The organism is Streptomyces sp. NPDC091281 (assembly GCF_044757425.1).
Classification (GTDB): domain Bacteria; phylum Actinomycetota; class Actinomycetes; order Streptomycetales; family Streptomycetaceae; genus Streptomyces.
In genome coordinates, this window is record NZ_JBIVUY010000010.1 from 272,569 (window position 1) to 297,103 (window position 24,535).

Below are 24,535 nucleotides of genomic sequence, written 5' to 3' on the forward strand. Positions count from 1 at the left end.
GCCCCCCGATGATCGGGGGGCGGGGCTTCGCCGTTGTGGCTCAGACAGCCGAGGTCGGCACGTACGGCGCGAGGTCCGCCGCGAGTTCCTCGTGCACCCGGGCCTTGAGCAGGGTGCCCTCCGCGGTGTGCTCCTCGGAGATCACCTCGCCCTCGGTGTGGGCGCGCGCGACGAGCTTGCCGTGGGTGTACGGCACGAGGGCCTCGATCTCGACCGACGGTCGCGGCAGCTCGTTGTCGATCAGGGCGAGGAGTTCGTCGATGCCCCGGCCGGTGCGGGCCGAGACGGCGATCGAGCGGGACTCGATCCGCAGGAGCCGCTGGAGGGTCAGCGGGTCGGCCGCGTCCGCCTTGTTGATCACGACGATCTCCGGTACGCCGGTCGCGCCGACGTCCCTGATCACCTCGCGCACCGCGGCGAGCTGCTCCTCCGGGTCCGGGTGCGAACCGTCCACGACGTGCAGGATCAGGTCGGACTCGCCGACCTCCTCCATGGTGGAGCGGAACGCCTCGACCAGGTGGTGGGGCAGGTGCCGGACGAAGCCGACGGTGTCGGCCAGGGTGTAGAGGCGCCCGCTCGGCGTCTCGGCGCGGCGCACGGTCGGGTCGAGGGTCGCGAACAGCGCGTTCTCCACCAGCACGCCCGCGCCCGTGAGCCGGTTGAGCAGGGAGGACTTGCCCGCGTTGGTGTAGCCCGCGATGGCGACGGACGGCACCTTGTGGCGCTTGCGCTCCTGGCGCTTGATCTCGCGGCCGGTCTTCATCTCCGCGATCTCCCGGCGCATCTTCGCCATCTTCTCGCGGATCCGCCGCCGGTCCGTCTCGATCTTGGTCTCACCGGGACCGCGGGTGGCGAGGCCGCCGCCCTTGCCGCCGCCCATCTGCCGGGACAGCGACTGACCCCAGCCGCGCAGCCTCGGCAGCATGTACTGCATCTGCGCGAGCGCGACCTGCGCCTTGCCCTCCCGGGACTTGGCGTGCTGGGCGAAGATGTCGAGGATCAGGGCCGTACGGTCGATGACCTTGACCTTGACGACGTCTTCGAGGTGGATCAGCTGGCCGGGGCTCAGCTCACCGTCGCAGATGACGGTGTCCGCGCCCGACTCCAGGACGATGTCCCGCAGCTCGTGGGCCTTGCCGGAGCCGATGTAGGTGGCTGCGTCGGGCTTGTCGCGCCGCTGGATCACCCCGTCGAGCACCAGGGCGCCCGCGGTCTCCGCGAGGGCGGCCAGCTCCGCGAGGGAGTTCTCGGCGTCCTGCGAGGTCCCGGTGGTCCAGACGCCGACGAGCACGACCCGCTCCAGGCGGAGCTGGCGGTACTCGACCTCGGTGACGTCCTCGAGTTCGGTGGAGAGACCGGCGACGCGGCGCAGGGCCGCGCGCTCGGAGCGGTCGAACTGGTCGCCGTCCCGCTCTCCGTCGACCTCGTGGCTCCAGGCGACGTCCTCTTCCATCAGGGCGTCGGCCCGAAGGCCCTCGGCGTAGGCAGGCGCGAGGCGCGTGGTGTCCTGGGAAGCGGAAGAAGCAGAAGAAGGGGAGGTCATTGGGTCCTTACGTCGTTGGGATGCCGGTCGGTCACCGGATCGGCCGTCGTAGTGCACAACGCGCGAGCCCACCGTGGGATTCCCGCGGGCCGTGTCACGACGACCCGACGATGGTCGCACGGTACGGCCCGTCTCGTCACCGGCTTATCGCCCGGCCCCGTGTCCCGGCTCCCGGGCCTGGTCGGGGCCGTGTGCGGGGGTGTCCTCGGCGGCCTTCACCGCCGGGGTGCGGGCGGTTGCCGTCGCCGCCTTCCACTCCGGGTGGCCGGGCATCGTCGGGGTCTTCTCGGCGTACAGCCACTCCTGGAAGAAGGTCCCGAGGTCGCGTCCGGAGACCTCCTCGGCGAGGTGGCGGAAGTCGGCGGTGGAGGCGTTGGCGTCGCGGTGGTCGCGGACCCAGGCGCGTTCGAGCCGGTCGAAGGCCTGGACGCCGATCGTCTCGCGGAGGGCGAAGAGGACGAGCGCGGCGCCGTCGTACACGTTGGAGCGGAAGATGCCGATCTTCTGGCCGGGCGCGGGCGGCTTGGGGGCGCCGGGCGGGCCCCCGGCGGTGCGCCAGCGGTCGGAGGCGCCGTAGGCGGCCTTCATACGGGCCTCCAGGGTGCGGTCGGCCTTCTCCTCGGCGTAGAGGGCCTCGTACCAGGTGGCGTGGCCCTCGTTGAGCCAGAGGTCGGACCAGGTGCGTGGGGTGACGCTGTCGCCGAACCACTGGTGGGCCAGCTCGTGCACCATGATCGACTCGACGTACCACTGCGGGTAGGCGGGCTCGGTGAAGAGGCCCTTCTCGAAGAGGGAGAGGGTCTGTGTCTCCAGTTCGAAGCCGGTGGCGGCGTCGGCGATCAGGACGCCGTAGGTCTCGAAGGGGTAGGGGCCGACCTTGCTCTCCATCCAGCCGATCTGGTCGGGGGTCTTCTTCAGCCAGGGTTCGAGGGTCTCGCGGTCCTTGGTGGGGACGACGTCGCGGACGGGCAGTCCGTGCGGGCCCTCGCGGCGCGTGACGGTGGAGCGGCCGATGGAGATCTGGGCGAGTTCGGTGGCCATCGGGTGCTGGGTGCGGTACGTCCAGGTCGTCGCGCGCGTCGTGCGCTTCACATCGGTGGCGAGGCCGTTGGCGACGGCCGTGTAGCCCTCGGGCGCGGTGACGCGGATGGTGAACATGGCCTTGTCGGAGGGGTGGTCGTTGCTCGGGAACACCAGGTGGGCGGCATCGGCCTGGTTGGCCATGGCGAGGCCGTCGGCGGTGCGCAGCCAGCCGCCGTCGCGGTCCTCGTCGCTCACCGGGTCGCTGGTGTGGCGGACGGTGACGCGCATCCAGTCGCCGCGCGGCAGCGGCTTCCGCGGGGTGATCACCAGGTCCTCGCCCGCGGTGGTGAAGGCGGCGGGTTCGCCGTCGACCTCGACGGACCGCACCTCGCCGTGTGTGAAGTCGAGGTTGAGGCTGTCGAGCGCCTCGGTGGTCCAGCCGTCGATGGTGGTGACCGCCTGGAGGGGCTTGTCGTTGCTGCCGGAGTAGGTGAAGGACAGGTCGTACGAGGCGACGTCGTAGCCGGGGTTGCCGAGGTGGGGGAAGAGGCGGTCGCCGACGCCGAGCGGGGCGGGCGGGGCGCTCGCGGCGAGGAGGCAGACGGAGACGGCCGAGGCGAGGAGGGCGGCGGAGAGACGGCGGGAGCGGCCGGGAAGGCGGCGGGGGCGGGCGGAGAGCGACATGGACCACGGCTACCAGCGTGGCCCGCGCGCGCGGCGCCGACGCGCGACCGGCCCACCCGAACGGGTTGCCCACAGCGCGCGGAACGCGCCCCGGGCGCCGTCACCGTGCGCGGGTGCGAGCCGGGTACGCGCGCGTGAGGCGCTTCCCGTGTGCGTGCAGCCTCGCGCGCGTGGCGTGCGGTCTCAGAAGCCAGGCCCCTGGTCGCGGCTGCGGCCCACGTCGTAGACGCCGGGGACGTTGCGCATGGCACGGATCAGGGCGGGGAGCTGGGCCGCGTCGGGCAGTTGCACGGTGTACGTGTGACGCACGCGCTGCTGTGCGGGGGGTTCGACGGTGGCGGAGACGATCTCGGCGCCCTCGGCGGCCATCGCCTCGGTGAGGTCGGCGAGGAGGTGCGGGCGGCCGAAGGACTCGGCGAAGAGGGTGACGCGGCACTCGGCGATGTCGCCCCAGCGCACGTCGACCTCGGGCCGTCCGGCGTCGGCCATGCGGACGACGGCGGCGCACTCCACGCGGTGCACGGTCACCATGCCGCCGCGTACGGCGAACCCGGTGACGTCGTCGGACGGTACGGGCGTGCAGCATCCGGCGAGGCGTACGGCGGCCCCGGGGCGGTCCACGACGGTGAGGGCGGCCCGGGGGCGGGAGGCGGGGGCGTCCGCGTCGGGAGCGGCGGCCGGGGTGGGGGCGGCCGCCTGGGACGCGGTCGCCGCCTCCTGCGGCGCGGCGTCCGCCGGGGCGGCCGGGTGGGCGGTGAGCCAGCGCTGGATGGCGATGCGGGCGGCGGGGGTGTGGGCGTGGTCCAGCCACTCCCTGGAGGGCTCGGAGGCGGGGTCCTGGCCCATGAGGAGCTGGACGGTGTCGCCGTCCCGCAGGACGGTGCTGAGGGTCGCCAGGCGGCCGTTGACGCGGGCGCCGATGCAGGCGTGGGCGTCGTCGCCGTACTGCGCGTACGCGGCGTCGACACACGTGGCGCCGTCGGGCAGGCCGAGGGTGCCGCCGTCGGGGCGGTAGACGGTGATCTCGCGGTCCTGGGCGAGGTCCTCGCGGAGGGTGGACCAGAACGTGTCGGGGTCGGGCGCGGCCTCCTGCCAGTCGAGGAGGCGGGAGAGCCAGCCGGGCCGGGTGGGGTCGACGCGCTCCCCGTCGGCGGCGGTCTGCTCCTCGGCGGGCTGCGCGTAGGGGTTGCCGAGGGCGATGACCCCGGCCTCGGCGACCTTGTGCATCTGGTGGGTGCGGATGAGGACTTCGGCGACCTGGCCGTCGTCGCGCGCGACGGCCGTGTGGAGCGACTGGTAGAGGTTGAACTTCGGTACGGCGATGAAGTCCTTGAACTCCGAGACGACGGGCGTCATACAGGTGTGGAGTTCGCCGAGGACCGCGTAACAGTCGGCGTCGTCGTTGACGAGGACGAGGAGGCGGCCGAAGTCGGAGCCGCGCAGGCGGCCGCGTTTGCGGGCGACGCGGTGCAGGGAGACGAAGTGCCGTGGCCGGATGTGGACTTCGGCCTGGATGTCGGCGTCGCGCAGCACCGCGCGCATGGCGTCGGCGAACTCGGCGAGCGGGTCGTCGGCGCGGGAGGCGTTGCCTACGATCAGCTCGCGCGTGTGGTCGTACTCCTCGGGGTGCAGGATCGCGAAGACCAGGTCCTCCAGTTCGGTCTTCAGCGCCTGGACGCCGAGGCGTTCGGCGAGCGGGATGAGGACGTCGCGGGTCACCTTGGCGATGCGGGCCTGCTTCTCGGGGCGCATCACGCCGAGGGTGCGCATGTTGTGCAGCCGGTCGGCGAGTTTGATCGACATGACGCGGACGTCGTTGCCGGTGGAGACGAGCATCTTGCGGAAGGTCTCGGGTTCGGCGGCGGCGCCGTAGTCGACCTTCTCCAACTTGGTGACGCCGTCGACGAGATAGCGGACCTCGGCGCCGAACTCGGCGCCCACCTGATCCAGCGTCACGTCGGTGTCCTCGACGGTGTCGTGGAGCAGTGAGGCGGTCAACGTGGTGGTCTCGGCGCCGAGTTCGGCCAGGATGAGGGTGACGGCGAGCGGATGCGTGATGTACGGCTCGCCGCTCTTGCGCATCTGGCCGCGGTGGGAGGACTCGGCGAGGACGTAGGCGCGGTGCAGGGGTTCGAGGTCGGCGTCGGGATGGTGGGCGCGGTGCACCTCGACGACGTGGCCGATGGCGTCCGGGACGCGGCCGCGCGCGGTGGGGCCGAGCAGCGCGGCCCGGCCCAGGCGGCGCAGGTCGATCCGGGGGCGGCCGCGCCTGCGGGGCGCGGCAGGCACTGCGGCAGGCAGTACCGGGCCTGCGGTCGCGGGGTTCGTGGCCTCCGCACTCATGGGCACCTCCGGCTGCGTCGACCGGCGGACGGGGTGCCCCAGGGCGGACACGGCGCAGGGGGCTGGCAACGATCCCCCGTCCGGGCCGGTGCTTGATGCTACCGAGCCCATCACGCCCGACCGACCGCCTCTCGTCCAGCGTGAAACGGATCACCCATTCGAGCGATGCGTACGAGGTTTACGATTTCGAGCCGCCTGGTCCGGGGTCGGTTGTGATTTCGAACCCTTGACCCCCGGACGGGTGACGGACCGGCTTGCCGACAGGCCGTCGGGCCTGCGAAGCCAAGCCGAAGAATCGTTCACCCCTGGGCGTTTTCCAGCCATGCCGGGTCGATCTCGCCTTCGGCGACGATGACCGCGGGGCCGGTCATCTCGATCTCGCCGTCGGGGTGTTCGGTGATGACGAGGCGTCCGCCGGGGACGTCGACGGTGTACGTCACCGGGGTGCCGACGACGGCCGGATCGGTGCCGTCGCGGCGGGCGGCGGCCACGGCGACGGCGCAGGCGCCGGTGCCGCAGGAGCGGGTCTCGCCGGAGCCGCGTTCGTGCACGCGCAGGGCGACGTGCCGGGGGCCGCGGTCGACGACGAACTCGACGTTGACCCCGTCGGGGTAGGCCGCCGCCGGGGCGTGGGCGGGGGCGCTGGCCAGGGTGCCCGCGTGGGCGAGGTCGTCGACGAAGGCGACCGCGTGCGGGTTCCCCATGTTGACGTTGCGGGCGGGCCACTCGCGCTCCCCCACGCGCACGGTGACGTCACCCTCGGGCAGCCGCGCGCGGCCCATGCCGACCGTGACGTCCCCGTCCTTGGCGAGGTGGACCCGCTTGACGCCGCCGCGGGTGGCGACGGCGAGGTCGCCCTCCGCGACCAGGCCCGCGTGCTGGAGGTAGCGGGCGAAGACGCGGACGCCGTTGCCGCACATCTCGGCGATCGAACCGTCGCCGTTGCGGTAGTCCATGAACCATTCGGCCTCGGGGGCCATCGCGCGCGCCTCGGGGTGCGCGGCGGACCGGACGACGTGGAGGAGCCCGTCGCCGCCGATGCCCGCGCGGCGGTCGCACAGGGCGGCGACGACGGCCGGGGGCAGGTCGACGGTGTTGTCCGGGTCCGGGACGATCACGAAGTCGTTCTCGGTGCCGTGGCCCTTGAGGAAGGCGGTCCGCGTGCTCATTCCTCGATCGTACGGGGTGACCGTGACACCGCCCGCCGCCCTGTGGACGGGCGCCGCCACGCGCGCGGTCGGCGGCCCCGTACGGGGCTCAGCGGAGGCGGGCGACGCGCCAGACGGCCAGGCTGACCACGGCGGCGACGAGGACGACGTAGGCGAGGACGACCCGCCAGTCGGGGCGGCGGCCCGAGCCGCGCGCGGGGAGGCCGGGCCAGGTGGTGCCGACGCGGCGGGCGGCCATCATGCCCCAGCCGGCCGCGCAGGAGCAGATGAGCAGGCCGAGCATGGCGATCACGGCCCCGCTGTCACCGAAGTCGAAGGCGAGCGGGAACGCGAACATCAGGGAGCCGGTCGCGGCGAGCGCGACGATCGGGGCGAGCTGCCAGATCCGCAGGCGGCGCTGGGGGCGCAGTTCGACCTCGACCTCGGGGCCGCTCGCGAACATCTCCTCGGGCTCGGGGCCGTCGGCGGTCACACCGCCCAGGGAGTCGTCGGCGTCGTCGGCTTCCACGGCGTCGTCCGCGTCCTCGACGTCGATGCCGTCGTCCGGGGCGCCGATCCCGTCGGCGGGTACGGGGTCGGCCTCGTCGGCGGGGTCGTGGCGCACGTCGTCCATCACGTCCACGGCGCCCGGAGCGCTCATCGTGTCGTCCGGTCCGTCGCCCGCGGGACGGCCGTCGTGCGGCTCCGCTTCACCCCGCCCGGTGGTGAGGTGCTCGGTGCCTTGTGCGGTGTCGCGAGGGCCGGCCTCCATCGCCACGCGCCCTCCCAACTCGGACTCCACTTGGTCGATCGAAGCTCGATGATGGCATGGTGCCGAAGGCCCGGATGGCGGCCTGAGCGTCCCGATGCCATGACGTGATCAGGCTGTGACCGGTCGTTCGACCAAGGCCAGCGCGCGTTCCGGAAGTTCCCGGAGATCGGCGGCGGCCCCACTCAACCAGTGCACCCGTGGATCGCGCCTGAACCACGAGTCCTGACGGCGCGCGAAGCGCTTGGTGGCACGGACGGTCTCCGCGCGCGCCTCGTCGTCGGTGCACTCCCCCGCCAGGGCGGCGAGGAGCTGCTGGTAGCCGAGCGCACGCGAGGCCGTGCGCCCCTCGCGCAGGCCTTGCGCCTCCAGCGCGCGCACTTCGTCCACGAGTCCCGCGTCCCACATCCGGTCGACGCGGCGGGCGATGCGCTCGTCCAGTTCGGGGCGGGCGACGTCGACGCCGATCTGGACGGTGTCGTACACGGAGTCGTGGCCGGGGAGGTTGGCCGTGAACGGCTTGCCGGTGATCTCGATCACTTCGAGGGCGCGGACGATACGGCGTCCGTTGCCGGGCAGGATCGCCTGCGCCGCCTCCGGGTCGGCGGCGGCCAGCCGGGCGTGCAGGGCGCCGGGGCCGCGCAGGGCCAGCTCCTCCTCCAGGCGGGCACGGATCTCCGGGTCGGTGCCGGGGAACTCCAGGTTGTCCACGGCGCCGCGGACGTAGAGCCCGGAGCCGCCGACGAGGACGGGCCAGCGTCCCTCGGCGAGCAGGGCGTCGATGTGGGCGCGGGCCAGCCGCTGGTACTCGGCGACGGAGGCGGTGACGGTGACGTCCCAGACGTCGAGGAGGTGGTGGGGGACGCCGCCGCGTTCTTCGGGGGTGAGCTTGGCGGTGCCGATGTCCATGCCCCGGTAGAGCTGCATGGAGTCGGCGTTGACGACCTCGCCGCCGAGGCGCTGGGCCAGGAAGACGCCGAGATCGGACTTTCCGGCCGCGGTCGGTCCGACGACGGCGATGACGCGGGGGGCGGAGGGTGCGCTGCTCACGGCACCAGTGTCCCAAACACCGGGGTGTCCCTCGTACGAGTGACGGGATCGGGGATCTTTCGGTGGGGGCCGCCCGTTGTGCGGGGTGACGGCGGGTTTTCGCTCCGCGTCCGGACGGCTCGGCGGCCGGTGAGGTGCCGCGGGCGGGACGGATGCGCCGGGCGGGGCGGGATCACCGGCGCACGAGTACGGTATGAACAGATTATGGGCGTTTTGCACGGTTGTCCGGGACGGGCAGCCGGGTCGGCGCCCGGGGACGACGCTTGACGGACCGCGCACACCACGGACGACATACGCACGATTCAGCTGCCACGGAAGGTGACCCATGGGTCTCTTGAACAACCTGAAGGCCAAGCTCTCGCCCGCCAAGGACAAGGTCTCCGACCTCGCCCAGCAGCACGGGGGCAAGATCCAGCAAGGCATCGACAAGGCCGCCCATGCCGTCGACGAGCGGACCAAGGGCAAGTACAGCGACAAGATCCAGTCGGGCACCGGCAAGGCCAAGGGCGCCGTGGACAAGCTGGCACACAAGGACGAGCCGGGCGCGGGAGGGGACACCTTCACGCCGCCGAAGACTCCCCCGCCGGCTTCCTGACAAACCGGCGGGCGGGGCCGGGCGGCTGCCTCGCCGACGTACCCCGGACCGGCTGGGGCTGTCCTAGGACCAGGTGGCGACGGTGTAGCCGACGCCGTAGGGCGCGTCCTCGTACAGCAGGGAGCCGGTGAGGCCTACGTCCTCGGCGGCTCCTGCGAGGACCTGCCACGGTGCTCGTCCGGCGGCCTTCAGCTCACGGGCCAGGGCGGGGTCCAGGCGCTGGAGGGCGGCGACGTCGGCTGTGCCGAGCGCTCGGGTGGCCTCGGCGTCGAAGGGGGCGGCCCGTTCGTCGAGGTATCCGGGTGCCTTGACGGTGCGGCAGGCACTGCCGTCGCCCAATACGAGCAGTGCCGTCCGGCCGGGGAGCGCGCCGATCTCGCGGCCGACCTCGGCGCAGCGCTCCGGCGCGAGGGGTTCGCCTACCCCCAGCCCATCCACGGGCGCGGCGGACCAGCCCACCCGCTCCAGCAGCCAGGCCCCCACGGCGAGCGAGGACGGCAGTTCGCGCCCCGCACCCGGTTCGCCACCGCCACGGCCGAGCCGTACGTCGCGGTCGACGCCGTAGCCCCGGAAGGAGCCCGGGGTGCCCTCGGGGTGCGCGCCCCGGCCGGACTCGTCGGCGGGCCCGATGACCATCAGCCGGTCCGGCCGAGCGGCGGCAAGGACCGACAGGGCGTCCGAGCAGGCGGCACGGGCCGCGTCCAGCTCGGCCGCGGCCCCCGCGGCGACCTCGGGGACCAGCAGCGGCGGGCAGGGGCACACAGCGGCGGCGACAAGCATGATCGGCAGGGTAGTCCCCGGTGGGTGGTGGTGTCGGGGGCGGGGCGGGGCGAGAGGTCACGCGGGTCGGGGGGTCCGTCGGCGGGGACCGGCGCTTCGGAGCGGGCCGGGACGAGCCCTGATACGGGTCCGGGTGCGGAGTCGGGGTGGCCGTCGGTCGGGACCGGCCCCAGGGAACGGGCCGAGGCGGGGCCCGACGCGGGTCGGGGTGGCCGTCGGCGGGGACCGACGCTTGGGAGCGGGCCGCGGCGGGCTCCGATGCGGGGGGCGAGTTGCTCGGGGTGGCTGTCGGACGAGACGGGCTCTGAGAGCGGGCCGGGGCGAGCCGCTGTGCCCGGTTCGGGTGATCGTGATCAAGGAGCGGCGCTTGCGCGCAGGCCGGGCAGGCCGCAGGCCGGGCAGGCCGGGCAGGCCGGGCAGGCCGGGCAGGCCGGGCAGGCCGGGCAGGCCGGGCAGGCCGGGCAGGCCGGGCAGGCCGCTGAGCGTGCACTGGTAACCGTTGGCTGGGATTCGTGGCCCGGGGGCGGCAGCCCGGGGACGGTTGAGGTCGACAGGGCGGCCGGGGGTGTGCCGTCCCCAGGGCGCCGGACGACGACAGGGCGGCCGGAGGTGGTTGCCGGGGCGGCGCGGGCGGGTGTCGTGCGGGGGCGTGGGGCGGTCAGCCTCGGCCGTCAGATCCGTCGCGCCCGTTCCGTCCGACCCGCCCGTCCCCTCCGACCCGCCCGTCTCCTCCGAACCGCCCGTCCCGTCTGCCGCGCCCGTCCCGTCCGGCCCGTTGGTTGGCGTCCGCTGCGCCCGTGCCGACCATCCCGCCCGTTGCGTCCGACCCGCCCGTCCGCCCCTCGCGCCAGTCCCGCCCATCCAGGCCGTCCCGCCCCTCCCGCTCGTCGCGGGTCAGTTGATGGCGCAGGACGGGGTTTCGGACGGGGGGAGGGGGGCGGGGGCGCCGATCTGGGGGAGGCCGAGGAGGACTCCGGTGGGCTTGGGGGGCTGGGCGGTGCGCTTCTGCCAGGCGTCGCCCGCGCGGGTGCGGCGGACGGCGCGGACGGGGCCCTCGGCGAGGAGGTGGTGCGGGGCGGCGTAGGTGACCTCGACGGTGACCACGTCGCCGGGGCGGACCTCCTCGTCCGGCTTGGTGAAGTGGACGAGGCGGTTGTCGGGGGCGCGGCCGGAGAGGCGCTGTGTGGTGCCGTCCTTGCGGCCCTCGCCCTCGGCGACCATCAGGTCCAGGGTGCGGCCGACCTGTGCCTTGTTCTCCGACCAGGAGATGTCCTCCTGGAGCGCGACGAGACGCTCGTACCGGGCCTGGACGGTCTCCTTGGGGATCTGGCCGTCCATGGTGGCGGCGGGGGTGCCGGGCCGCTTGGAGTACTGGAAGGTGAAGGCCTGGGCGAAGCGGGCCTCGCGGACGACGTGCAGGGTCTGCTCGAAGTCCTCCTCGGTCTCGCCGGGGAAGCCCACGATGATGTCGGTGGTGATCGCGGCGTGCGGGATGGCGGCGCGGACCTTCTCGATGATGCCGAGGTAGCGCTCCTGCCGGTAGGAGCGGCGCATCGCCTTCAGGACGGTGTCCGAGCCGGACTGGAGCGGCATGTGGAGCTGCGGCATCACGTTCGGCGTCTCGGCCATGGCGGCGATGACGTCGTCGGTGAAGTCGCGCGGGTGCGGGGAGGTGAAGCGGACCCGTTCCAGGCCCTCGATGGTGCCGCAGGCCCGCAGCAGCTTGCCGAAGGCCTCGCGGTCGCCGATGTCGGAGCCGTAGGCGTTGACGTTCTGGCCGAGCAGGGTGATCTCGGAGACGCCCTCGCCGACCAGGGCCTCGATCTCGGCGAGGATGTCGCCGGTGCGGCGGTCCTTCTCCTTGCCGCGCAGGGCGGGGACGATGCAGAAGGTGCAGGTGTTGTTGCAGCCGACGGAGATCGACACCCAGGCCGCGTAGGCGCTCTCGCGGCGGGTGGGCAGCGTGGAGGGGAACGCCTCCAGCGATTCGGCGATCTCGACCTGGGCCTCCTCCTGCACGCGGGCGCGTTCGAGGAGGACCGGGAGCTTGCCGATGTTGTGGGTGCCGAAGACGACGTCCACCCAGGGCGCCCGCTTCACGATGGTGTCGCGGTCCTTCTGGGCGAGGCAGCCGCCGACCGCGATCTGCATGCCGGGGCGTTTCGTCTTCATCGGGGCGAGGCGGCCGAGGTTGCCGTAGAGGCGGTTGTCGGCGTTCTCGCGGACCGCGCAGGTGTTGAAGACGACGACGTCGGCGTCGCCGTCGGAGCCCTCGGGGGCGCGGACGTATCCGGCGCCCTCCAGCAGGCCGGACAATCGCTCGGAGTCGTGGACGTTCATCTGGCACCCGTAGGTGCGGACCTCGTAGGTCTTCGACGAAATGTCGGGCGTCGACGAGGCGTCTGTCCCCGACGGGTGAACGTCCACTGCCGGGCTCCGGTCGCTGCTGCTGGTCATGGGTCAAGGGTAGGCGGTCGCGGGAGCGCCCCGCCGGGGGCTTCCGGAAGGGGCCACGACGGGGTGCCCGCGCCCGGCCCGCACGAGGACGGTCAGGACCCACGAGGACGGGTCAGGAGCCGATGCGGACGGTCAGGAGCCCACGCGGGCGATCAGGTCGCGGAGGAGGGACTCGGGGTGTTCGCGGGTGGAGCGGTGCAGGACCTCGTCGTAGCGGTCGTCGCCGAGGAGGCCGCGGGCGGACCGCTGGAACTGTTCGCGGACGTGGGCCAGTTCGGGGGTGCCGCGCAGGGGGTGGCCGACGGCGCCCCAGTAGGTCTCGCCCGCGCCGTACGCGGTGACGGCGCGCTCGCCCACGCCCTGGGCGGCGAGGACGGAGGCGAGCAGGTCGAGGCCGAGGGCGATGCCGTAGCTGTCGCCGAGGCGGTGCTTGCCGCGCAGACTGCGCACCGCGTGTTCGGCGGCGTCGCGGGTGCGGTCCTCGAAGAGGGCGATCAGCGCCAGCTGGTAGGCGGCGTAGGAGCGGGTCCACCACTCGCCGCGGGCCGCGCAGTCGGCGTGGAGTTCCTCGGCCTCGTGGCGGGCCCGGTCGAGGCGGCCCTCGGCGGTGAGGGCGAAGACGCGGACCAGGCGGCACATGACCCGGCCCGCGGTGAGCCGGGCTTCGTCGCCCGCCAGGCGGAGTTCGCCGTCGACCAGCCAGCGGGCGGTCATCGGGCGGCCGTACAGGAGGTGGATCACACCCTTGAGGTAGGTGGCGCGCAGGATGCCTTCCGTGTCCGCCTGGCTCAGCGCCTCCTGCTGGCAGGAGGCGGCCAGCGCGCTCGCGGCCTCGTGCTCACCGCGCAGTACGCGGGCCATTCCGAGGGACCACTCGGCCCGCGTGCGGGTGGGTCCGCGTTCCCCGCACAGGGTGAGGGCGGCCTCGGTGTACTCGGTGGCCTCGCGGAGGTGTCCGCAGCAGTTCCAGAAGAAGCCGATCAGGCCGCTCATCTCGACGGCCGCCTCGGGGCGGGTGGCGAGGAAGTGGTCGAGGGCGGCGCACAGGTCGGGGTGGGCATCGTCGATCCTGCGGTACCAGGCGGCCTGGTGGGGGCCGAACCAGGCGCCGTCCGCCTCGCGGGCGAGGTCGAGGAAGTGCGCTGCGTGCCGGTCGGCCAGGTCGGCGGCCTCACCGATCTCGGCGAGCCACATGGCGCCGTACTCGCGGACGGTGTCGAGCATCCGGTAGCCGTCGGAGCCGTGGGTGAGGACGGATTTGGCGACCAGTCCGGCGAGGGCGGTGTCGACGTCCCGGCCGCGCAGGGGGGCGGCGCCGCAGATCGCGCGGACGGTGTCGGCGTCGACGGTGCCGCGGAAGACGGAGAGGCGGGCCCAGAGGAGGCGTTCGGCCGGGCCGCACAGTTCGTGGCTCCAGCCGACGGTGGTGCGGATGGCGCGGTGGCGCGGCGGGCCGGGCACGCGGGGACCTGCCTCGACCTGGAGCCGCGAACGTAAGGTGCGCTCGATCTCGGTGATGGTGCGGGTGCCGAGTTGTCCTGCCACCAGTTCGAGGGCGAGCGGGATGCCTTCCAGCCAGGCGCACAGGCGTTCTGCCGCGATCCGGTCGGCGGGGGCTGTCAGGGTCGTGCCCGCGGTGGCGGCGCGGCGGGTCAGGAGGTCCAGGGCGTCGGTGGCGACAGGCAGGGGCTCGACGGCGTAGAGGCACTCGCCGGGCACCTCCAGGGCCTCCCGGCTGGTGGCGAGCACGGTCAGGGAGGGGCACGTCATGATCAGGTGCGCGGCCAGGTGGCGGCAGGCGGCGCGCAGGTGCTCGCAGGAGTCGAGGACGAGGACGGCGTCCTTGTCCGCCAGCCAGCCGCAGAGCGCGTCCAGCGGCATGAGGGCCGTGTGGTCGGCGAAGCCCGCGGCGTCGGCGACGGTGGCGGTGAGACGCCGGTCGTCGCGCAGCGGCCAGAGGTCGGCCCAGATGACGTTCCGGCCCTCGTCCTTGAGCACGGCCGCCGCCGCGTGCAGGGCCAGTCGGCTCTTTCCCACACCACCGGCCCCGGTGAGGGTGACCAGCCGATGCCGCTTCAACACGTCTGCGAGGAAGGCCAGTTCGTTCTCGCGGCCCACGAAGTCGTCGGTGATGTCAGGGAGATTGCTCAGCACTCTCCCAGTTTCACCCGCCGGACGCGCCACGTCAGCACATTCACTCACCCGTTTGCGTGAAGGCCGTCGCGACGCGTTCGGTTCGCGCCACCCAGGGGTGGGCGTCGGCCGGCCGACCGACCGGGAGGGCCGCCGTACGGGTCCGGCGGCCGGCTCACCCCGCCCAACCGGACCACTGTCCCACCCGGACCACCCGGCTCACCCAGCCCACCGGGACCACGCGCCTCACCCGGCTCACCCAGCCCACCGGGACCACGCGCCTCACCCAGCCCACCGGGACCACGCGCCTCACCCAGCCCACCCGGCCCACCTGGCTCATCCAGGTCCCCGGTCATCCCGCCCGCCCCTCCGCGGAGAGCAGGTCGAGGACGGTGGTGGTGGCCGTGCGGTGCCAGTGGGGGGCGCGGCGGAGCATGGCGTGGTCGCCGCCCTCGACGCGTACGTGGACGGCGTGGGCGCCCGCGCTCCGGGCGCGGTCGACGAAGGCGGCCGATGCGTCCGGGTCGGTGATGCGGTCACGGTCGCCGTGCAGGACCACCACGTCGGTGTCGCCCAGGTGGCCTGCGGGTTCGCCGTCCGGGCACCAGGGCGCCAGCGCGACGACGCCGGTGACCTCCGGCGCGTCGGCGGCGCCGAGGGCGGCCCGGCCGCCCATGGAGTGCCCCACCAGGATCACCGGGACGTCCCCGGCGCGGTGGCGGAGCGCGCGCAGCGCGTGGCGGGTGTCGCGCAGGGGGTCGGCGGCGGCACCGTTCCAGCCGCGGAAGCGGTAGCGGACCTCCGCGAGGAGCACGTCGTCGTCGGGGAGGGCGGCGGCGACCGATCGGACGAACGGCTGCATCCGGAGGGCGGCGAGCTGCCAGGGCCGGGCGCGCATCCGGCTGTCGGCCCGGCCGCCGTGGAGGAACAGCACCGCGGCCCGGGGGGCGCGCGGCGCGCGGGGGGCCCGGCGGATCACCAGGGCGGGCGCGCCACCGTCCGGCAGTGCGGCACCCTCCCGCAGGGGGGCGCCGTCCGGCGGCCGGGTGGCTCCGTCGGCGTAGGGCTCGTAGCCGTGCCGGGGGTCCTGACGGTCACGATGGTTCAGATCGTCGTACAAGCTCATTCCGTCCTGATTCCCTTCGCCCGGCAGCCGGACGCGTCGACGGCGCGGTCGACGGCCCTCATGCGTGATCCGTGGCCACCGCCCCGGCGGCTTGGTCCCCGCGCCGCCCTCTTCACCGCCACCTCAGCCCCCCTTCTTCATCGCCAATTCTTCATCGCCACCTGCACTCCCCACTTCATCGCCACCTCCGCCCCTCTTCGCCGCCGCGCCCGTCCCCCGCCGTCCCTATACTCCACTCCTCCCCCAGGCGCCCCGTCACCAGGGAACTCGTCGGGCCCGCGACCAATCCGTGGCCCCATGGGGACCGGATTACGACCGGAGATGTACCGACCACGGAGGACCCTGTGAAAGAAGCCGTACACATCGGCCGAAATCCCTCGGCGGGACCCGACCTGGAGGAACTGCTGGGCCATGTCGCCCTCGGGGACGAACAGGCGTTCGCCTCGGTGTACGACGTCGTGGTCGGACCGGTGCTCGGGGTCGTCCGGGCCGTGCTGCGCGACCAGGCGCAGTCGGAGGAGGTGGCGCAGGAGGTCCTCGTCGAGGTGTGGCGCACCGCGCCCCGCTACCGCGCCGACCGCGGTTCGGCGATCAACTGGATTCTCACCCTCGCCCACCGCCGGGCCGTCGACCGGGTGCGGTCGGTGGAGGCGGCGGCGGTCCGCGACCACAAGGCCGCCCTGCTGGACCGCACTCCCGAGTACGACGAGGTGACCGAGCAGGTGGAGGCCCGGCTGGAGCGGGAGCAGGTGCGGCGCTGTCTGCGCACGCTGACCGAGATCCAGCGGCAGGCCGTGACGCTCGCGTACTACCGCGGAATGACCTACCGCCAGGTGGCGGAGGCGCTGGCCCTTCCGCTGGGCACCGTGAAGACCCGCCTGCGCGACGGACTGATCCGGATGCGCGACTGCCTGGGGGTGACCGCATGATCACGGCCGATCTGCACCAGTTGACCGGGGCGTACGCCCTGCACGCGCTGTCCGGCGAGGAGCGCGAGGCGTTCGAGCGGCATCTCGGGGGCTGCGAGCCGTGCGCGCAGGAGACCGCCGAGCTGACGGCGACCGCGGCCCGGCTGGGACTGGCCGTCTCGGTCGGGCCCCGGCCGGTCATGCGTGACCAGGTGCTGCGCCGGATCACCACCGTCCGCCAGGAGTCGCCCGCGGCTCCCGGTCCGGTCCGGTCCGGGAGAGCCGCCGTGCGGGCGCGACTGCTGTCGCGGTGGGCGCTGGCCGCCTGTCTCGCGGCGGCGGCCGCGCTGGGCGGCACCGCCGTGTGGCAGCACGACCGTGCGCAGGACGCGCTGGCCGAGGCCCGCCGGGCCGAGCAGGGCACCGAGCGGATCGCCGCCGTCCTCGCGGCGCCCGACGCGAGGACGAGCGCCGCCAAGCTGTCCGGCGGTGCCACCGGCACCGTGGTGGTCTCCGCGGATCAGGACCGGGCGGTGTTCCTCGCCGCCGGGATGGAGCGCCCGCCGCGCGGGAAGGTCTACCAGCTGTGGTTCGACGACGGCGGCACCATGCGGTCGGCCGGGCTGATGGACCCCGCCCGCAGCGACCAGGCCGTCCTGATGGACGGCGCGGTCGACAAGGCCTCGGGCGTGGGGATCACCGTCGAACCGGAGGGCGGCTCGGACGCGCCCACCTCGGCGCCTGTGGCCCTGGTGGGACTCCCGGCCTGACCCGACGGCGACCGGAAGGACCACCGGCCGACACCAGCCAGTACCGAAGAAAGCCGGAGAAGGCCGGAGAAGGCCGGAGAAGAAGGGGGCGTCCCGCCCGACTCGGACGGGAAGCCCCCTTCACGCGCGGCTCGCCAGCGGCGATCCCCCGCACGGCACTCCTCCAACGGCGGCCCTCCAACAGCGGCCCGCTCCCCCGGCCCGGCCGGACAGCCGGACGGCTCGCCCCCTCAGCCCCTCAGCCGCTCAGCCGCTCCCCCGCTAGCCGCGTTCCCGCTTCCTCCCCCACCCCGGCGGCAGCGGGAAGAAGCCGCTGGTGCGCTGGACGTACTCGGCGTAGCCGGGGCGGTCGGCCATGTGGCGTTCCAGGAGGCGCTGGCCGCTGCCGCGGGTGAGCAGCAGGCTCATGACGACCGGGGAGACGAGGCTGACGGCGGCGGCCGGGAGGGCGTCGCAGGTGAAGAGGTACAGCCCCCACCAGACGCAGAAGTCGCCGAAGTAGTTGGGGTGGCGGGTCCAGCTCCACAGGCCGCGGTCCATGACGCGTCCCCGGTGGGCGGGGTCGGCCTTGAAGCGGGCGAGCTGGGCGTCCCCGACCGCCTCGAAGAACAGGCCGACCGCCCATACGACGATCCCGGCGACCGCGACCCAGCCGAGCGGGCCGGAGACGTAGGCGGCGGCCTGGACGGGCAGCGACACCAGCCACACCAGCGCGCCCTGGAGCAGGTAGACCATCCGCAGGGCGTACAGGTTCGGGTTGCCGGGCGCCTTGGCGAGCATCTTCTCGTAGCGGGGGTCCTCGCCGTGGCCTCGTCCGCGCCGCCCGATGTGGACGGCGAGCCGTACGCCCCACACGGCGGTCAGGGCGGTCACCAGGTATCGCCGGGTGTCGTCGCCCTCCCCCGCCGAGGCCACGAGGGTGGCCAGGGCGACGGCGGTGAACGCGAGGCCCCAGGCGACGTCCACGATCCGGTGCAGGCCCTTGCGGACGGCGACGGCGAAGGTGACGCCCATGACCGCGAACGCGGCGAGCGCGGACCAGCCGAGGTTGGCGGCGAACGCGCCCCACGCGAAGCCGTTCACGGCCGGTCCAGCCCGTCGTACCAGGCCGCCGGGGTGGGCGGGAGGCCCGCGCCGCCGTCGGTGCCGGGCCGTACGGCGAGGATCTGGTCGACGCCCATGCGGCGCTCCTCGAAGGCCAGCGCGCCGCCGACCAGGTAGAGCCGCCAGACGCGGGCCGTCTCCTCACCGACGAGCTTCACGAAGTCGTCCCAGCGCTCCTCCAGGGTGCGGTGCCAGGCGTCGATCGTGCGGACGTAGTGCTCGCGCAGCGACTCCACCGAGCGCACCTCCAGTCCGGCGCCCTCCAGCAGGGCGACGGTGTCGCCGACGGGCCGCATGTGCATGTCGGGGGCGATGTACGCCTCGATGAAGGCGCCGCCGCCGGGCGCGACCGCGCCGCGGGACATCTGCTGGACGAAGACCCGGCCGAGGGGCCGGACCAGGCGGTGCAGGGCGGCGGTGAACGCCGGGTACTCGGCGTCGCCGACGTGCTCGCCCATCTCGACGGTGGAGACGGCGTCGTAGCCGCCGCCCGCGATGTCGCGGTAGTCCTGGCAGAGCACCTCGACCCGGTCCTCCAGGCCGCGGGCGCGGACCTGTTCGCGGACGTGGGCGGCCTGTTCGCGGGCGAGGGTGACGGCGGTGACGTGGGCGCCGTGCTCGGCGGCGGCGTAGAGGGTGAGCGAGCCCCAGCCGCAGCCGATGTCGAGGAGCCGGGCGCCTGGGGCGAGGCCGAGCTTGCGGCAGATCAGCTCCAGTTTGGCGCGCTGGGCGTCGGCCGGTGTGAAGTCGGCGTCGTCGCGCAGCCAGTAGCCGCACGAGTAGGCCATCGTCTCGTCGAGGAGGAGCCGGTAGAAGTCGTTGGACAGGTCGTAGTGGTGGCTGATGGCGGCCCGGTCGCGGGTACGGCTGTGCAGGCGTCCGCGCAGCCGTGCCTGGGAGGCGGGCGGGGCCGGGGGCGGGCCGACGACGCCGAGGCGGGCGGCCTCGCGCAGGGCGCGGGCCCGGTCGGTGAGGGAGAGGCGGGGCGCGCCGAGGCCGCGGTCGCGGGCGGCGGACCACATGGTGCGCAGCGCGGTGCCGAGGTCGCCCTCGACGTCGAGTTCGCCGGTGACGTAGGCCTGGGCGAGGCCGAGTTCGCCGGGTTCCCACAGCAGGCGGCGCAGGGCGCGGCGGGAGCGGACGACGACCACGGGGGCGTCGGCGGGGCCGGACTCGGTGCCGTCCCAGGTGCGCAGCCGGAAGGGGAGCGGCCCGCCGAGGGCGTCGGCGGCGAGCGCGGCGAGACGGTGGGCGGCGCCGGGCGCGGCGGCGGGGGTGCGGGGCGGGCTGACGGGGGTCATCGGGCGGGGTTCTCCTTGGTGAACAGGTACTGCTGGACGTCCAGGTACCCGGAGCGGAAGCCGGCCTCGGAGTAGGCGAGGTAGAACGTCCACATGCGGCGGAACGTCTCGTCGAAGCCGAGCGCGTCGACCTCGTCGGCCCGTTCGGTGAAGCGTTCGCGCCACAGGCGCAGCGTCTCGGCGTAGTGGGCGCCGTAGGCGTCGCGGCGGGTGACCGTGAGGCGGGTGTGGTCGCGGACGGTGGCGGCGACGGCCTCGACGGAGGGCAGCAGGCCGCCGGGGAAGATGTACTTGCCGATCCAGGTGAAGGTGTCCTTGCTGGCCACCATCCGGTCGTGGGGCATGGTGATGGCCTGCACGGCGGCCCGGCCGCCGGGGGCGAGCCGCTCGTCGAGGGTGCGGAAGTAGACCGGCCAGAACTCGGCGCCGACGGCCTCGATCATCTCGACGCTGACGACGGCGTCGTACGTGCCCTCCGCCTCGCGGTAGTCGCACAGCTCGACCGAGACGCGGTCGGCGAACCCGGCGGCGGCGATCCGCTCGCGGGCGAGGGCCTGCTGCTCCCGCGAGAGGGTGAGGGAGGTGACGTGGGCGCCGCGGGCGGCGGCGCGGAGCGCGAGTTCGCCCCAGCCGGTGCCGATCTCCAGCACGCGGCTGCCGTCGCGGACCTCGGCGAGGTCGAGCAGGCGGTCGATCTTGCGGTGCTGGGCGGCGGGGAGCAGGTCGTGGTCGGCGGGGAAGCCGCGGAAGAGGGCCGAGGAGTAGCTGAGGGTGTCGTCGAGGAAGAGGGCGAAGAGGTCGTTGGAGAGGTCGTAGTGGCGGCTGATGTTGTCGCGGGCGCCGGAGGGGGTGTTGCGCTGGGCGGCGGGGCGGCTGAGGGCCCACACGCGGCGCAGCCGCTGGAGCGACGGCGGGATCAGCTCGGCCAGGTGTCCGGCGAGTACGGTCAGGACGGCGGTCAGGTCGGGGGCGTCCCACTCGCCCGCCATGTAGGACTCGCCGAAGCCGACCAGGCCCTGGGCGCCGATCCGTCCGTGGAAGGCCCGGGGGTCGCGGACGTCGAGGGCCGGGCCGCCCTTGCCGAGGGTGCCGCCGTCGGCGAAGCGGACGTGCAGCGGCAGGTCGCGCAGGGCGCGGCGGACCACGGCGGCGGCGACGGCGGTACGCGCCCGGGACGCCTTCGGCGGGGCGGCCACGTCGGGCCAGCGGGCCGGGTCGACGGGCGCGGGCACGGGCGGGGTCGCGGTCGTGGGGACACGGGTGTCGGGCGCGGTCGCGGGGGCGGGGACGGTCCGCCCTCCGGCGGTGGGCCGCGGCGCGGCGGCGGATGAGGACTCGGCCGTCTTCATGGGGTGTTCTCCGGAGTACGTCGGTCGTCGGGGCGTCGGTGGGTGGCGGGGTTGGGGTCGGCGGAGGCACGTGCGGCGTCGGCGGCGGGGCGGGTGTCGGCGGCGGGGCCGGCTTCTTCGGTCCGTGTGGCGGGCCGGCCGTCGGTGGCGCGGCGCTCAGGTGCGGACCGGCCGTCGGCCGGGTGCGCGCGGTCGCCGTGCGCTGGGCCGTCGGGCGCTGAGTCGCCGTGCGCTGGGTCCCCGTGCGCGGCCGGGCGGGGCTGGACGGGCAGTCCGCGCAGGTAGAGGCGGATGCCGTGCCAGCGGATCGCGGCGGACACGGCGAGGGTGGACCAGGGGCGGCGCAGCGCGAGCCGCAGCAGGGCCGCGGGCCGGGCGGCCCGGCGGGTGCCGCGCACGGTCGCGGTGAAGGGCCGGCCGCCCTCGCGTTCCAGGTGCACGGTGAGGTCGAGGCGGTCGGCGGGGGCGGGCACGCGCATCCGGTAGCGGCCGTCGACGGGGAAGAACGGGGAGACGTAGAACTCCTTGTCGGTGTCCGCCCGGCCCCGGTCGTCGGGGAGCAGCAGGTAGCTGTGGTGGCCGCCGTAGGTGTTGTGGACCTCGGCGACGACGCAGCGGGGGGTGCCGTCGGGGTCGTGGCACCAGTAGACGGTCAGCGGGTTGAAGACGTGCCCGAGGACGCGGGCGTGGGTGAGCATCCGCACCGGCCCGCCGCCGAGGTCGACGCCGTGCCCGGCGAGGAAGGCGTCCAGGCCCGCCCGGATCGTCGGCTGCGCGCCGCCGAAGTGGTCGCGCGCCTCGAACCGGGCCAGCGGGCGCAGGGCGCGCGGCAGGACGGGCGGGCGGTCGGGGTCGATGAGCCACAGGTAGGTGCGGTGGCGCAGGGCGTGCCGCAGGGGGGCGGTGCGGACGTGGACGATCTCGCAGGGGTAGAGGGCCGGGGCGCCCGCCGGGGCGGGCGCGGTCGTGGTGTCGTCGCCGGGCACGGTGGTCACCACCGCACGCCGAGCGCGGCGGCGGCCTCGACGCCGGAGCGGCAGCCGTCCTCGTGGAAGCCCCAGCCGTGGTAGGCGCCCGCGAAGGCGGTGACGCCGGTGGCGAGTTCGGGCAGCCTGGCCTGGGCGGCGACGGACTCCGGGGTGTAGACGGGGTGTTCGTACTCCATGCGGGCCAGGACCCGGTCGGGGTCGACGCGGTCCTCGCCGCCGAGGGTCACCACGAACGTCTCGGGGGCGTGGAGGCGTTGGAGCCGGTTCATGTCGTAGCTGACCCTGACCCGGTCGGCGGCGGCCTCGCAGGACGGCATGAGGTAGTTCCAGGAGGCGCGGGCGCCCCGGGCGCGCGGCAGCAGCGCGGTGTCGGTGTGCAGGAGGGTGGGGTTGCGGGAGTAGCGGAACGCGCCGAGGACCTCCTTCTCCGCCGGGGTGGCGTCGGCGAGCAGCGCGAGGGCCTGTCCGGGGTGGGTGGCGATCACGACCGAGTCGTACGCCGCTGTCGTGCCGTCCGCCGCGGTGACGAGGGCGCTGTCGGGGAGGCGCCGCAGGGAGCGGACCGGCGTCGACAGGCGCACCTCGTCGAGGCGGGCGGCGACCTCGTCGACGTAGGTGCGGGAGCCGCCCGTGACGGTGCGCCAGGTCGGGGAGCCGCTGACCGAGAGCAGGCCGTGGTGGTCGAGGAAGCGGAAGAGGTAGACGGCCGGGTAGCGCAGGGCGGTGACGGCGTCGCAGGACCAGACGGCGGAGACGACCGGGGTCATGAAGTGGGAGCGGAAGTAGGCGGAGAAGCCCTCGCGGTCGAGGAACTCGCCGAGGGTGAGCACGGCGGGGGCCGTGTCGGGGCCGGCGTCCGGGACCGGGCGGGGGTCCGCGGGGTCCGCGGCGTTCTTGGGGTCCTTGGGGTCCGCCGACGGTTCAGGGCGGGCCGGGTGCCGGGCCAGTTCGCGGCGGGCGGCGCGGTGGAAGGCGGGGACCTCGGTGAGGAGGCGCAGATAGGCGGGGCTGAGGACGTTGCGGGGCCGGGCGAGGAGCCCGACGGGGCCGCGCGCGCCCGCGTACTCCAGGCCGCAGCCCTCGCACCGGACCGACATGCTCATCTCCGACTCCTGGGTGGCGACCCCGAGTTCGTCGAAGAGGCGCAGCAGGTGCGGGTAGGTGCGGCGGTTGTGCACGATGAAGCCGGAGTCGACGCGGTGCCGTGCGCCGTCGGAGGTGGTGAGGTCGTGGGTGTGGGCGTGTCCGCCGAGCCGGTCGTCGGCCTCGTAGAGGGTGACGTGCCGGGCGCGGGCGAGGACGTACGCGGCGGTCAGCCCGGCCACTCCGCTGCCGATGACGGCGGTGCGCGGCCGTCCGTCCGGGGCGCCGGACGCGGCGGCCTCCGGCTCCCGTGCCGCACTCCCTGGTGCGTGTGACATCGCTGCTTCCTCCCGGTCGGCCGCGTACGTGGATCGCGCGCGCGACGGCGTCGATCTCGCGCGTAATCCGGAGCCGCGGCGGAAGCGGATTGGCGGGAGGGGCGATCTTCCTACGATCCGGTGACCGGACGGCCCGAGCCCGGACAGTCGAGACGGGCGCACCCATGCAAAGGGGTCGACTGGTCCGTACGGGTGTATTTCCATGAATGCGATCACAAGTCGGAGAGACGGCTTGTCATACGGTCATGACGATCAAGCTGGTCTCGCCGCCGCCCATGCCCTCCCACCCCCGCCGCCGCGACGGCAAGGTGCCGCTGCCCACCCCCGAGGAGCGGGCCCGCCTGCGGCACGCCTGGCAGCTGACCCCGCAGCAGGTGGCCGACGCGTTCGGGGTGACCGCGGCGACCGTACGGTCCTGGGAGACGGGCCGCAGCACACCGACCGGACTGCGGCGGGCGGCCTACGCGGCGTTCCTGAGCGGACTGGCCCAGGGACTGGCCCCGGCCGTACCGGGACCGGCGGCCGGGGAGCGCGGAGACGGGGGCCGGTCCGGGCACGCGGGTGACTCCCCCGCTCGTACCGCCACGCGGACCCGGAGTCGGACGCGGACCCGGCGCATGGTCCCGGCGCCGAAGCCCGAGATCGCGGGCGCCGAGGCCACGCTCGCGGTGAGGGGGGCGGCGGCGCCGAGGAACGTCGTCACGCAGACGGCGGCGCCGAAGGACGTCGTCACGCAGTCGGCGGTGCCGAAGCACGCGGTCCCGGAGGGTGTGGGGTCGACAGGTGCGTACGAGGTGGCCGTGGTCCCCGCCCGTCCGGCGCCGGTCGTCGCGCGGACCACCGCCGTGCTGGCGGGGCGGGCCGTGCCCGTGACCGGGGTGCCCGTCGGGGCCGGGCCCGACCCCGTCCCGCTGGTGCGCCGCCGGAGGCTGCGCGCGGCGGCCGTCGCGGCGGCGGTGTGGACCGTGTTCGTCCACATCATGATCACGTCACCGCCGCCGCACCTCTGAACCGCGCGATCCGCGCGCGGTGGGGCCGGGCG

Annotated in this window: 18 protein-coding genes and 1 pseudogene; 4 read left to right on the forward strand and 15 right to left on the reverse strand. The window is 74.3% G+C overall.

The window, feature by feature from the left end; genetic code table 11:
• Positions 1-40: 40 nt before the first annotated feature.
• The 6 genes from hflX to miaA all read right to left on the reverse strand — a co-directional run bounded on the left by hflX (position 41) and on the right by miaA (position 8,560).
• Entirely contained in the window at positions 41-1,543 is a 1,503-nt protein-coding gene (hflX, locus tag ACIQPQ_RS25640; protein ID WP_401307722.1) for a GTPase HflX, read from the reverse strand.
• A 144-nt stretch (positions 1,544-1,687) separates the two neighbouring features.
• Entirely contained in the window at positions 1,688-3,250 is a 1,563-nt protein-coding gene (locus tag ACIQPQ_RS25645) for a M1 family metallopeptidase (RefSeq protein WP_401307725.1), read from the reverse strand.
• A gap of 183 nt (positions 3,251-3,433) precedes the next feature.
• A complete protein-coding gene (locus ACIQPQ_RS25650) occupies positions 3,434-5,593 on the reverse strand; it encodes a RelA/SpoT family protein (RefSeq protein ID WP_401307728.1) in 2,160 nt (719 codons plus the stop codon).
• Between the two features lie 299 nt (positions 5,594-5,892).
• Entirely contained in the window at positions 5,893-6,762 is an 870-nt protein-coding gene (dapF, locus tag ACIQPQ_RS25655) for a diaminopimelate epimerase (RefSeq protein ID WP_401307731.1), read from the reverse strand.
• A gap of 88 nt (positions 6,763-6,850) precedes the next feature.
• A complete protein-coding gene (locus ACIQPQ_RS25660) occupies positions 6,851-7,402 on the reverse strand; it encodes a hypothetical protein (protein WP_401307936.1) in 552 nt (183 codons plus the stop codon).
• Positions 7,403-7,621: 219 nt separating this feature from the next.
• Positions 7,622-8,560, reverse strand: coding sequence for a tRNA (adenosine(37)-N6)-dimethylallyltransferase MiaA (gene miaA / locus ACIQPQ_RS25665; protein WP_383771704.1), 939 nt, complete (start codon positions 8,558-8,560; stop codon positions 7,622-7,624).
• Between the two features lie 325 nt (positions 8,561-8,885).
• On the opposite strand from miaA, the gene ACIQPQ_RS25670 reads away from it, so the two are divergent.
• The gene (locus ACIQPQ_RS25670; RefSeq protein WP_401307734.1) at positions 8,886-9,155 is read left to right on the forward strand and encodes an antitoxin; all 270 of its coding nucleotides are present in this window, start codon (positions 8,886-8,888) and stop codon (positions 9,153-9,155) included.
• A gap of 63 nt (positions 9,156-9,218) precedes the next feature.
• Here the strand turns inward: ACIQPQ_RS25670 and ACIQPQ_RS25675 are convergent, their stop codons facing one another.
• The 4 genes from ACIQPQ_RS25675 to ACIQPQ_RS25690 form a co-directional block, all read right to left on the reverse strand.
• Entirely contained in the window at positions 9,219-9,935 is a 717-nt protein-coding gene (locus ACIQPQ_RS25675; protein WP_401307737.1) for a class III extradiol dioxygenase subunit B-like domain-containing protein, read from the reverse strand.
• Positions 9,936-10,829: 894 nt separating this feature from the next.
• Positions 10,830-12,392, reverse strand: a complete 1,563-nt coding sequence (miaB, locus tag ACIQPQ_RS25680; protein ID WP_401307740.1) for a tRNA (N6-isopentenyl adenosine(37)-C2)-methylthiotransferase MiaB — start codon at positions 12,390-12,392, stop codon at positions 10,830-10,832.
• A gap of 132 nt (positions 12,393-12,524) precedes the next feature.
• Positions 12,525-14,546 carry an ATP-binding protein gene (locus ACIQPQ_RS25685; protein WP_401307743.1) on the reverse strand — a complete coding sequence of 674 codons (2,022 nt, stop codon included), beginning with the start codon at positions 14,544-14,546 and terminating at the stop codon, positions 12,525-12,527.
• Positions 14,547-14,877: 331 nt separating this feature from the next.
• Positions 14,878-15,651 (reverse strand): alpha/beta hydrolase, encoded by a 774-nt coding sequence (locus tag ACIQPQ_RS25690; RefSeq protein WP_401307746.1) that lies wholly within the window; start codon positions 15,649-15,651, stop codon positions 14,878-14,880.
• 344 nt (positions 15,652-15,995) lie between these two features.
• Between ACIQPQ_RS25690 and ACIQPQ_RS25695 the strand changes: the two genes are divergently transcribed.
• Complete coding sequence (locus tag ACIQPQ_RS25695) at positions 15,996-16,580, forward strand: sigma-70 family RNA polymerase sigma factor (RefSeq protein ID WP_401307749.1); 585 nt, start codon at positions 15,996-15,998, stop codon at positions 16,578-16,580.
• Entirely contained in the window at positions 16,577-17,329 is a 753-nt protein-coding gene (locus ACIQPQ_RS25700) for an anti-sigma factor domain-containing protein (RefSeq protein ID WP_401307752.1), read from the forward strand. The genes ACIQPQ_RS25695 and ACIQPQ_RS25700 overlap by 4 nt, the downstream gene beginning before the upstream one ends.
• A 261-nt stretch (positions 17,330-17,590) precedes the next feature.
• Here ACIQPQ_RS25700 and ACIQPQ_RS25705 read toward each other — a convergent pair whose 3' ends face one another.
• From ACIQPQ_RS25705 to ACIQPQ_RS25725, 5 genes and pseudogenes are all read right to left on the reverse strand, one after another.
• Positions 17,591-18,412 carry a DUF1295 domain-containing protein gene (locus tag ACIQPQ_RS25705; RefSeq protein ID WP_401307755.1) on the reverse strand — a complete coding sequence of 274 codons (822 nt, stop codon included), beginning with the start codon at positions 18,410-18,412 and terminating at the stop codon, positions 17,591-17,593.
• Positions 18,409-19,734 (reverse strand): class I SAM-dependent methyltransferase, encoded by a 1,326-nt coding sequence (locus tag ACIQPQ_RS25710; RefSeq protein WP_401307758.1) that lies wholly within the window; start codon positions 19,732-19,734, stop codon positions 18,409-18,411. Before ACIQPQ_RS25710 ends, ACIQPQ_RS25705 begins: the two co-directional genes overlap by 4 nt.
• Positions 19,731-21,083, reverse strand: coding sequence for a class I SAM-dependent methyltransferase (locus tag ACIQPQ_RS25715; protein ID WP_401307761.1), 1,353 nt, complete (start codon positions 21,081-21,083; stop codon positions 19,731-19,733). Before ACIQPQ_RS25715 ends, ACIQPQ_RS25710 begins: the two co-directional genes overlap by 4 nt.
• 251 nt (positions 21,084-21,334) lie before the next feature.
• A pseudogene (locus ACIQPQ_RS25720) lies at positions 21,335-22,069 on the reverse strand (DUF1365 domain-containing protein); the annotation flags it as partial.
• 5 nt (positions 22,070-22,074) lie between these two features.
• A complete protein-coding gene (locus ACIQPQ_RS25725; protein WP_401307763.1) occupies positions 22,075-23,493 on the reverse strand; it encodes an NAD(P)/FAD-dependent oxidoreductase in 1,419 nt (472 codons plus the stop codon).
• 245 nt (positions 23,494-23,738) lie between these two features.
• On the opposite strand from ACIQPQ_RS25725, the gene ACIQPQ_RS25730 reads away from it, so the two are divergent.
• A complete protein-coding gene (locus ACIQPQ_RS25730; protein ID WP_401307766.1) occupies positions 23,739-24,503 on the forward strand; it encodes a helix-turn-helix domain-containing protein in 765 nt (254 codons plus the stop codon).
• Positions 24,504-24,535: the final 32 nt, after the last annotated feature.

What these genes read in the sequence shown, in the direction of transcription:
- hflX (WP_401307722.1), bottom strand. Translation starts at nt 1,543, where the DNA reads ATGACCTCCCCTTCTTCTGCTTCTTCCGCTTCCCAGGACACCACGCGC.
- ACIQPQ_RS25645 (WP_401307725.1), bottom strand. Translation starts at nt 3,250, where the DNA reads ATGTCGCTCTCCGCCCGCCCCCGCCGCCTTCCCGGCCGCTCCCGCCGT.
- ACIQPQ_RS25650 (WP_401307728.1), bottom strand. Translation starts at nt 5,593, where the DNA reads ATGAGTGCGGAGGCCACGAACCCCGCGACCGCAGGCCCGGTACTGCCT.
- dapF (WP_401307731.1), bottom strand. Translation starts at nt 6,762, where the DNA reads ATGAGCACGCGGACCGCCTTCCTCAAGGGCCACGGCACCGAGAACGAC.
- ACIQPQ_RS25660 (WP_401307936.1), bottom strand. Translation starts at nt 7,402, where the DNA reads ATGAGCGCTCCGGGCGCCGTGGACGTGATGGACGACGTGCGCCACGAC.
- ACIQPQ_RS25670 (WP_401307734.1), top strand. Translation starts at nt 8,886, where the DNA reads ATGGGTCTCTTGAACAACCTGAAGGCCAAGCTCTCGCCCGCCAAGGAC.
- ACIQPQ_RS25675 (WP_401307737.1), bottom strand. Translation starts at nt 9,935, where the DNA reads ATGCTTGTCGCCGCCGCTGTGTGCCCCTGCCCGCCGCTGCTGGTCCCC.
- miaB (WP_401307740.1), bottom strand. Translation starts at nt 12,392, where the DNA reads ATGACCAGCAGCAGCGACCGGAGCCCGGCAGTGGACGTTCACCCGTCG.
- ACIQPQ_RS25690 (WP_401307746.1), bottom strand. Translation starts at nt 15,651, where the DNA reads ATGAGCTTGTACGACGATCTGAACCATCGTGACCGTCAGGACCCCCGG.
- ACIQPQ_RS25700 (WP_401307752.1), top strand. Translation starts at nt 16,577, where the DNA reads ATGATCACGGCCGATCTGCACCAGTTGACCGGGGCGTACGCCCTGCAC.
- ACIQPQ_RS25710 (WP_401307758.1), bottom strand. Translation starts at nt 19,734, where the DNA reads ATGACCCCCGTCAGCCCGCCCCGCACCCCCGCCGCCGCGCCCGGCGCC.
- ACIQPQ_RS25715 (WP_401307761.1), bottom strand. Translation starts at nt 21,083, where the DNA reads ATGAAGACGGCCGAGTCCTCATCCGCCGCCGCGCCGCGGCCCACCGCC.
- ACIQPQ_RS25725 (WP_401307763.1), bottom strand. Translation starts at nt 23,493, where the DNA reads ATGTCACACGCACCAGGGAGTGCGGCACGGGAGCCGGAGGCCGCCGCG.
- ACIQPQ_RS25730 (WP_401307766.1), top strand. Translation starts at nt 23,739, where the DNA reads ATGACGATCAAGCTGGTCTCGCCGCCGCCCATGCCCTCCCACCCCCGC.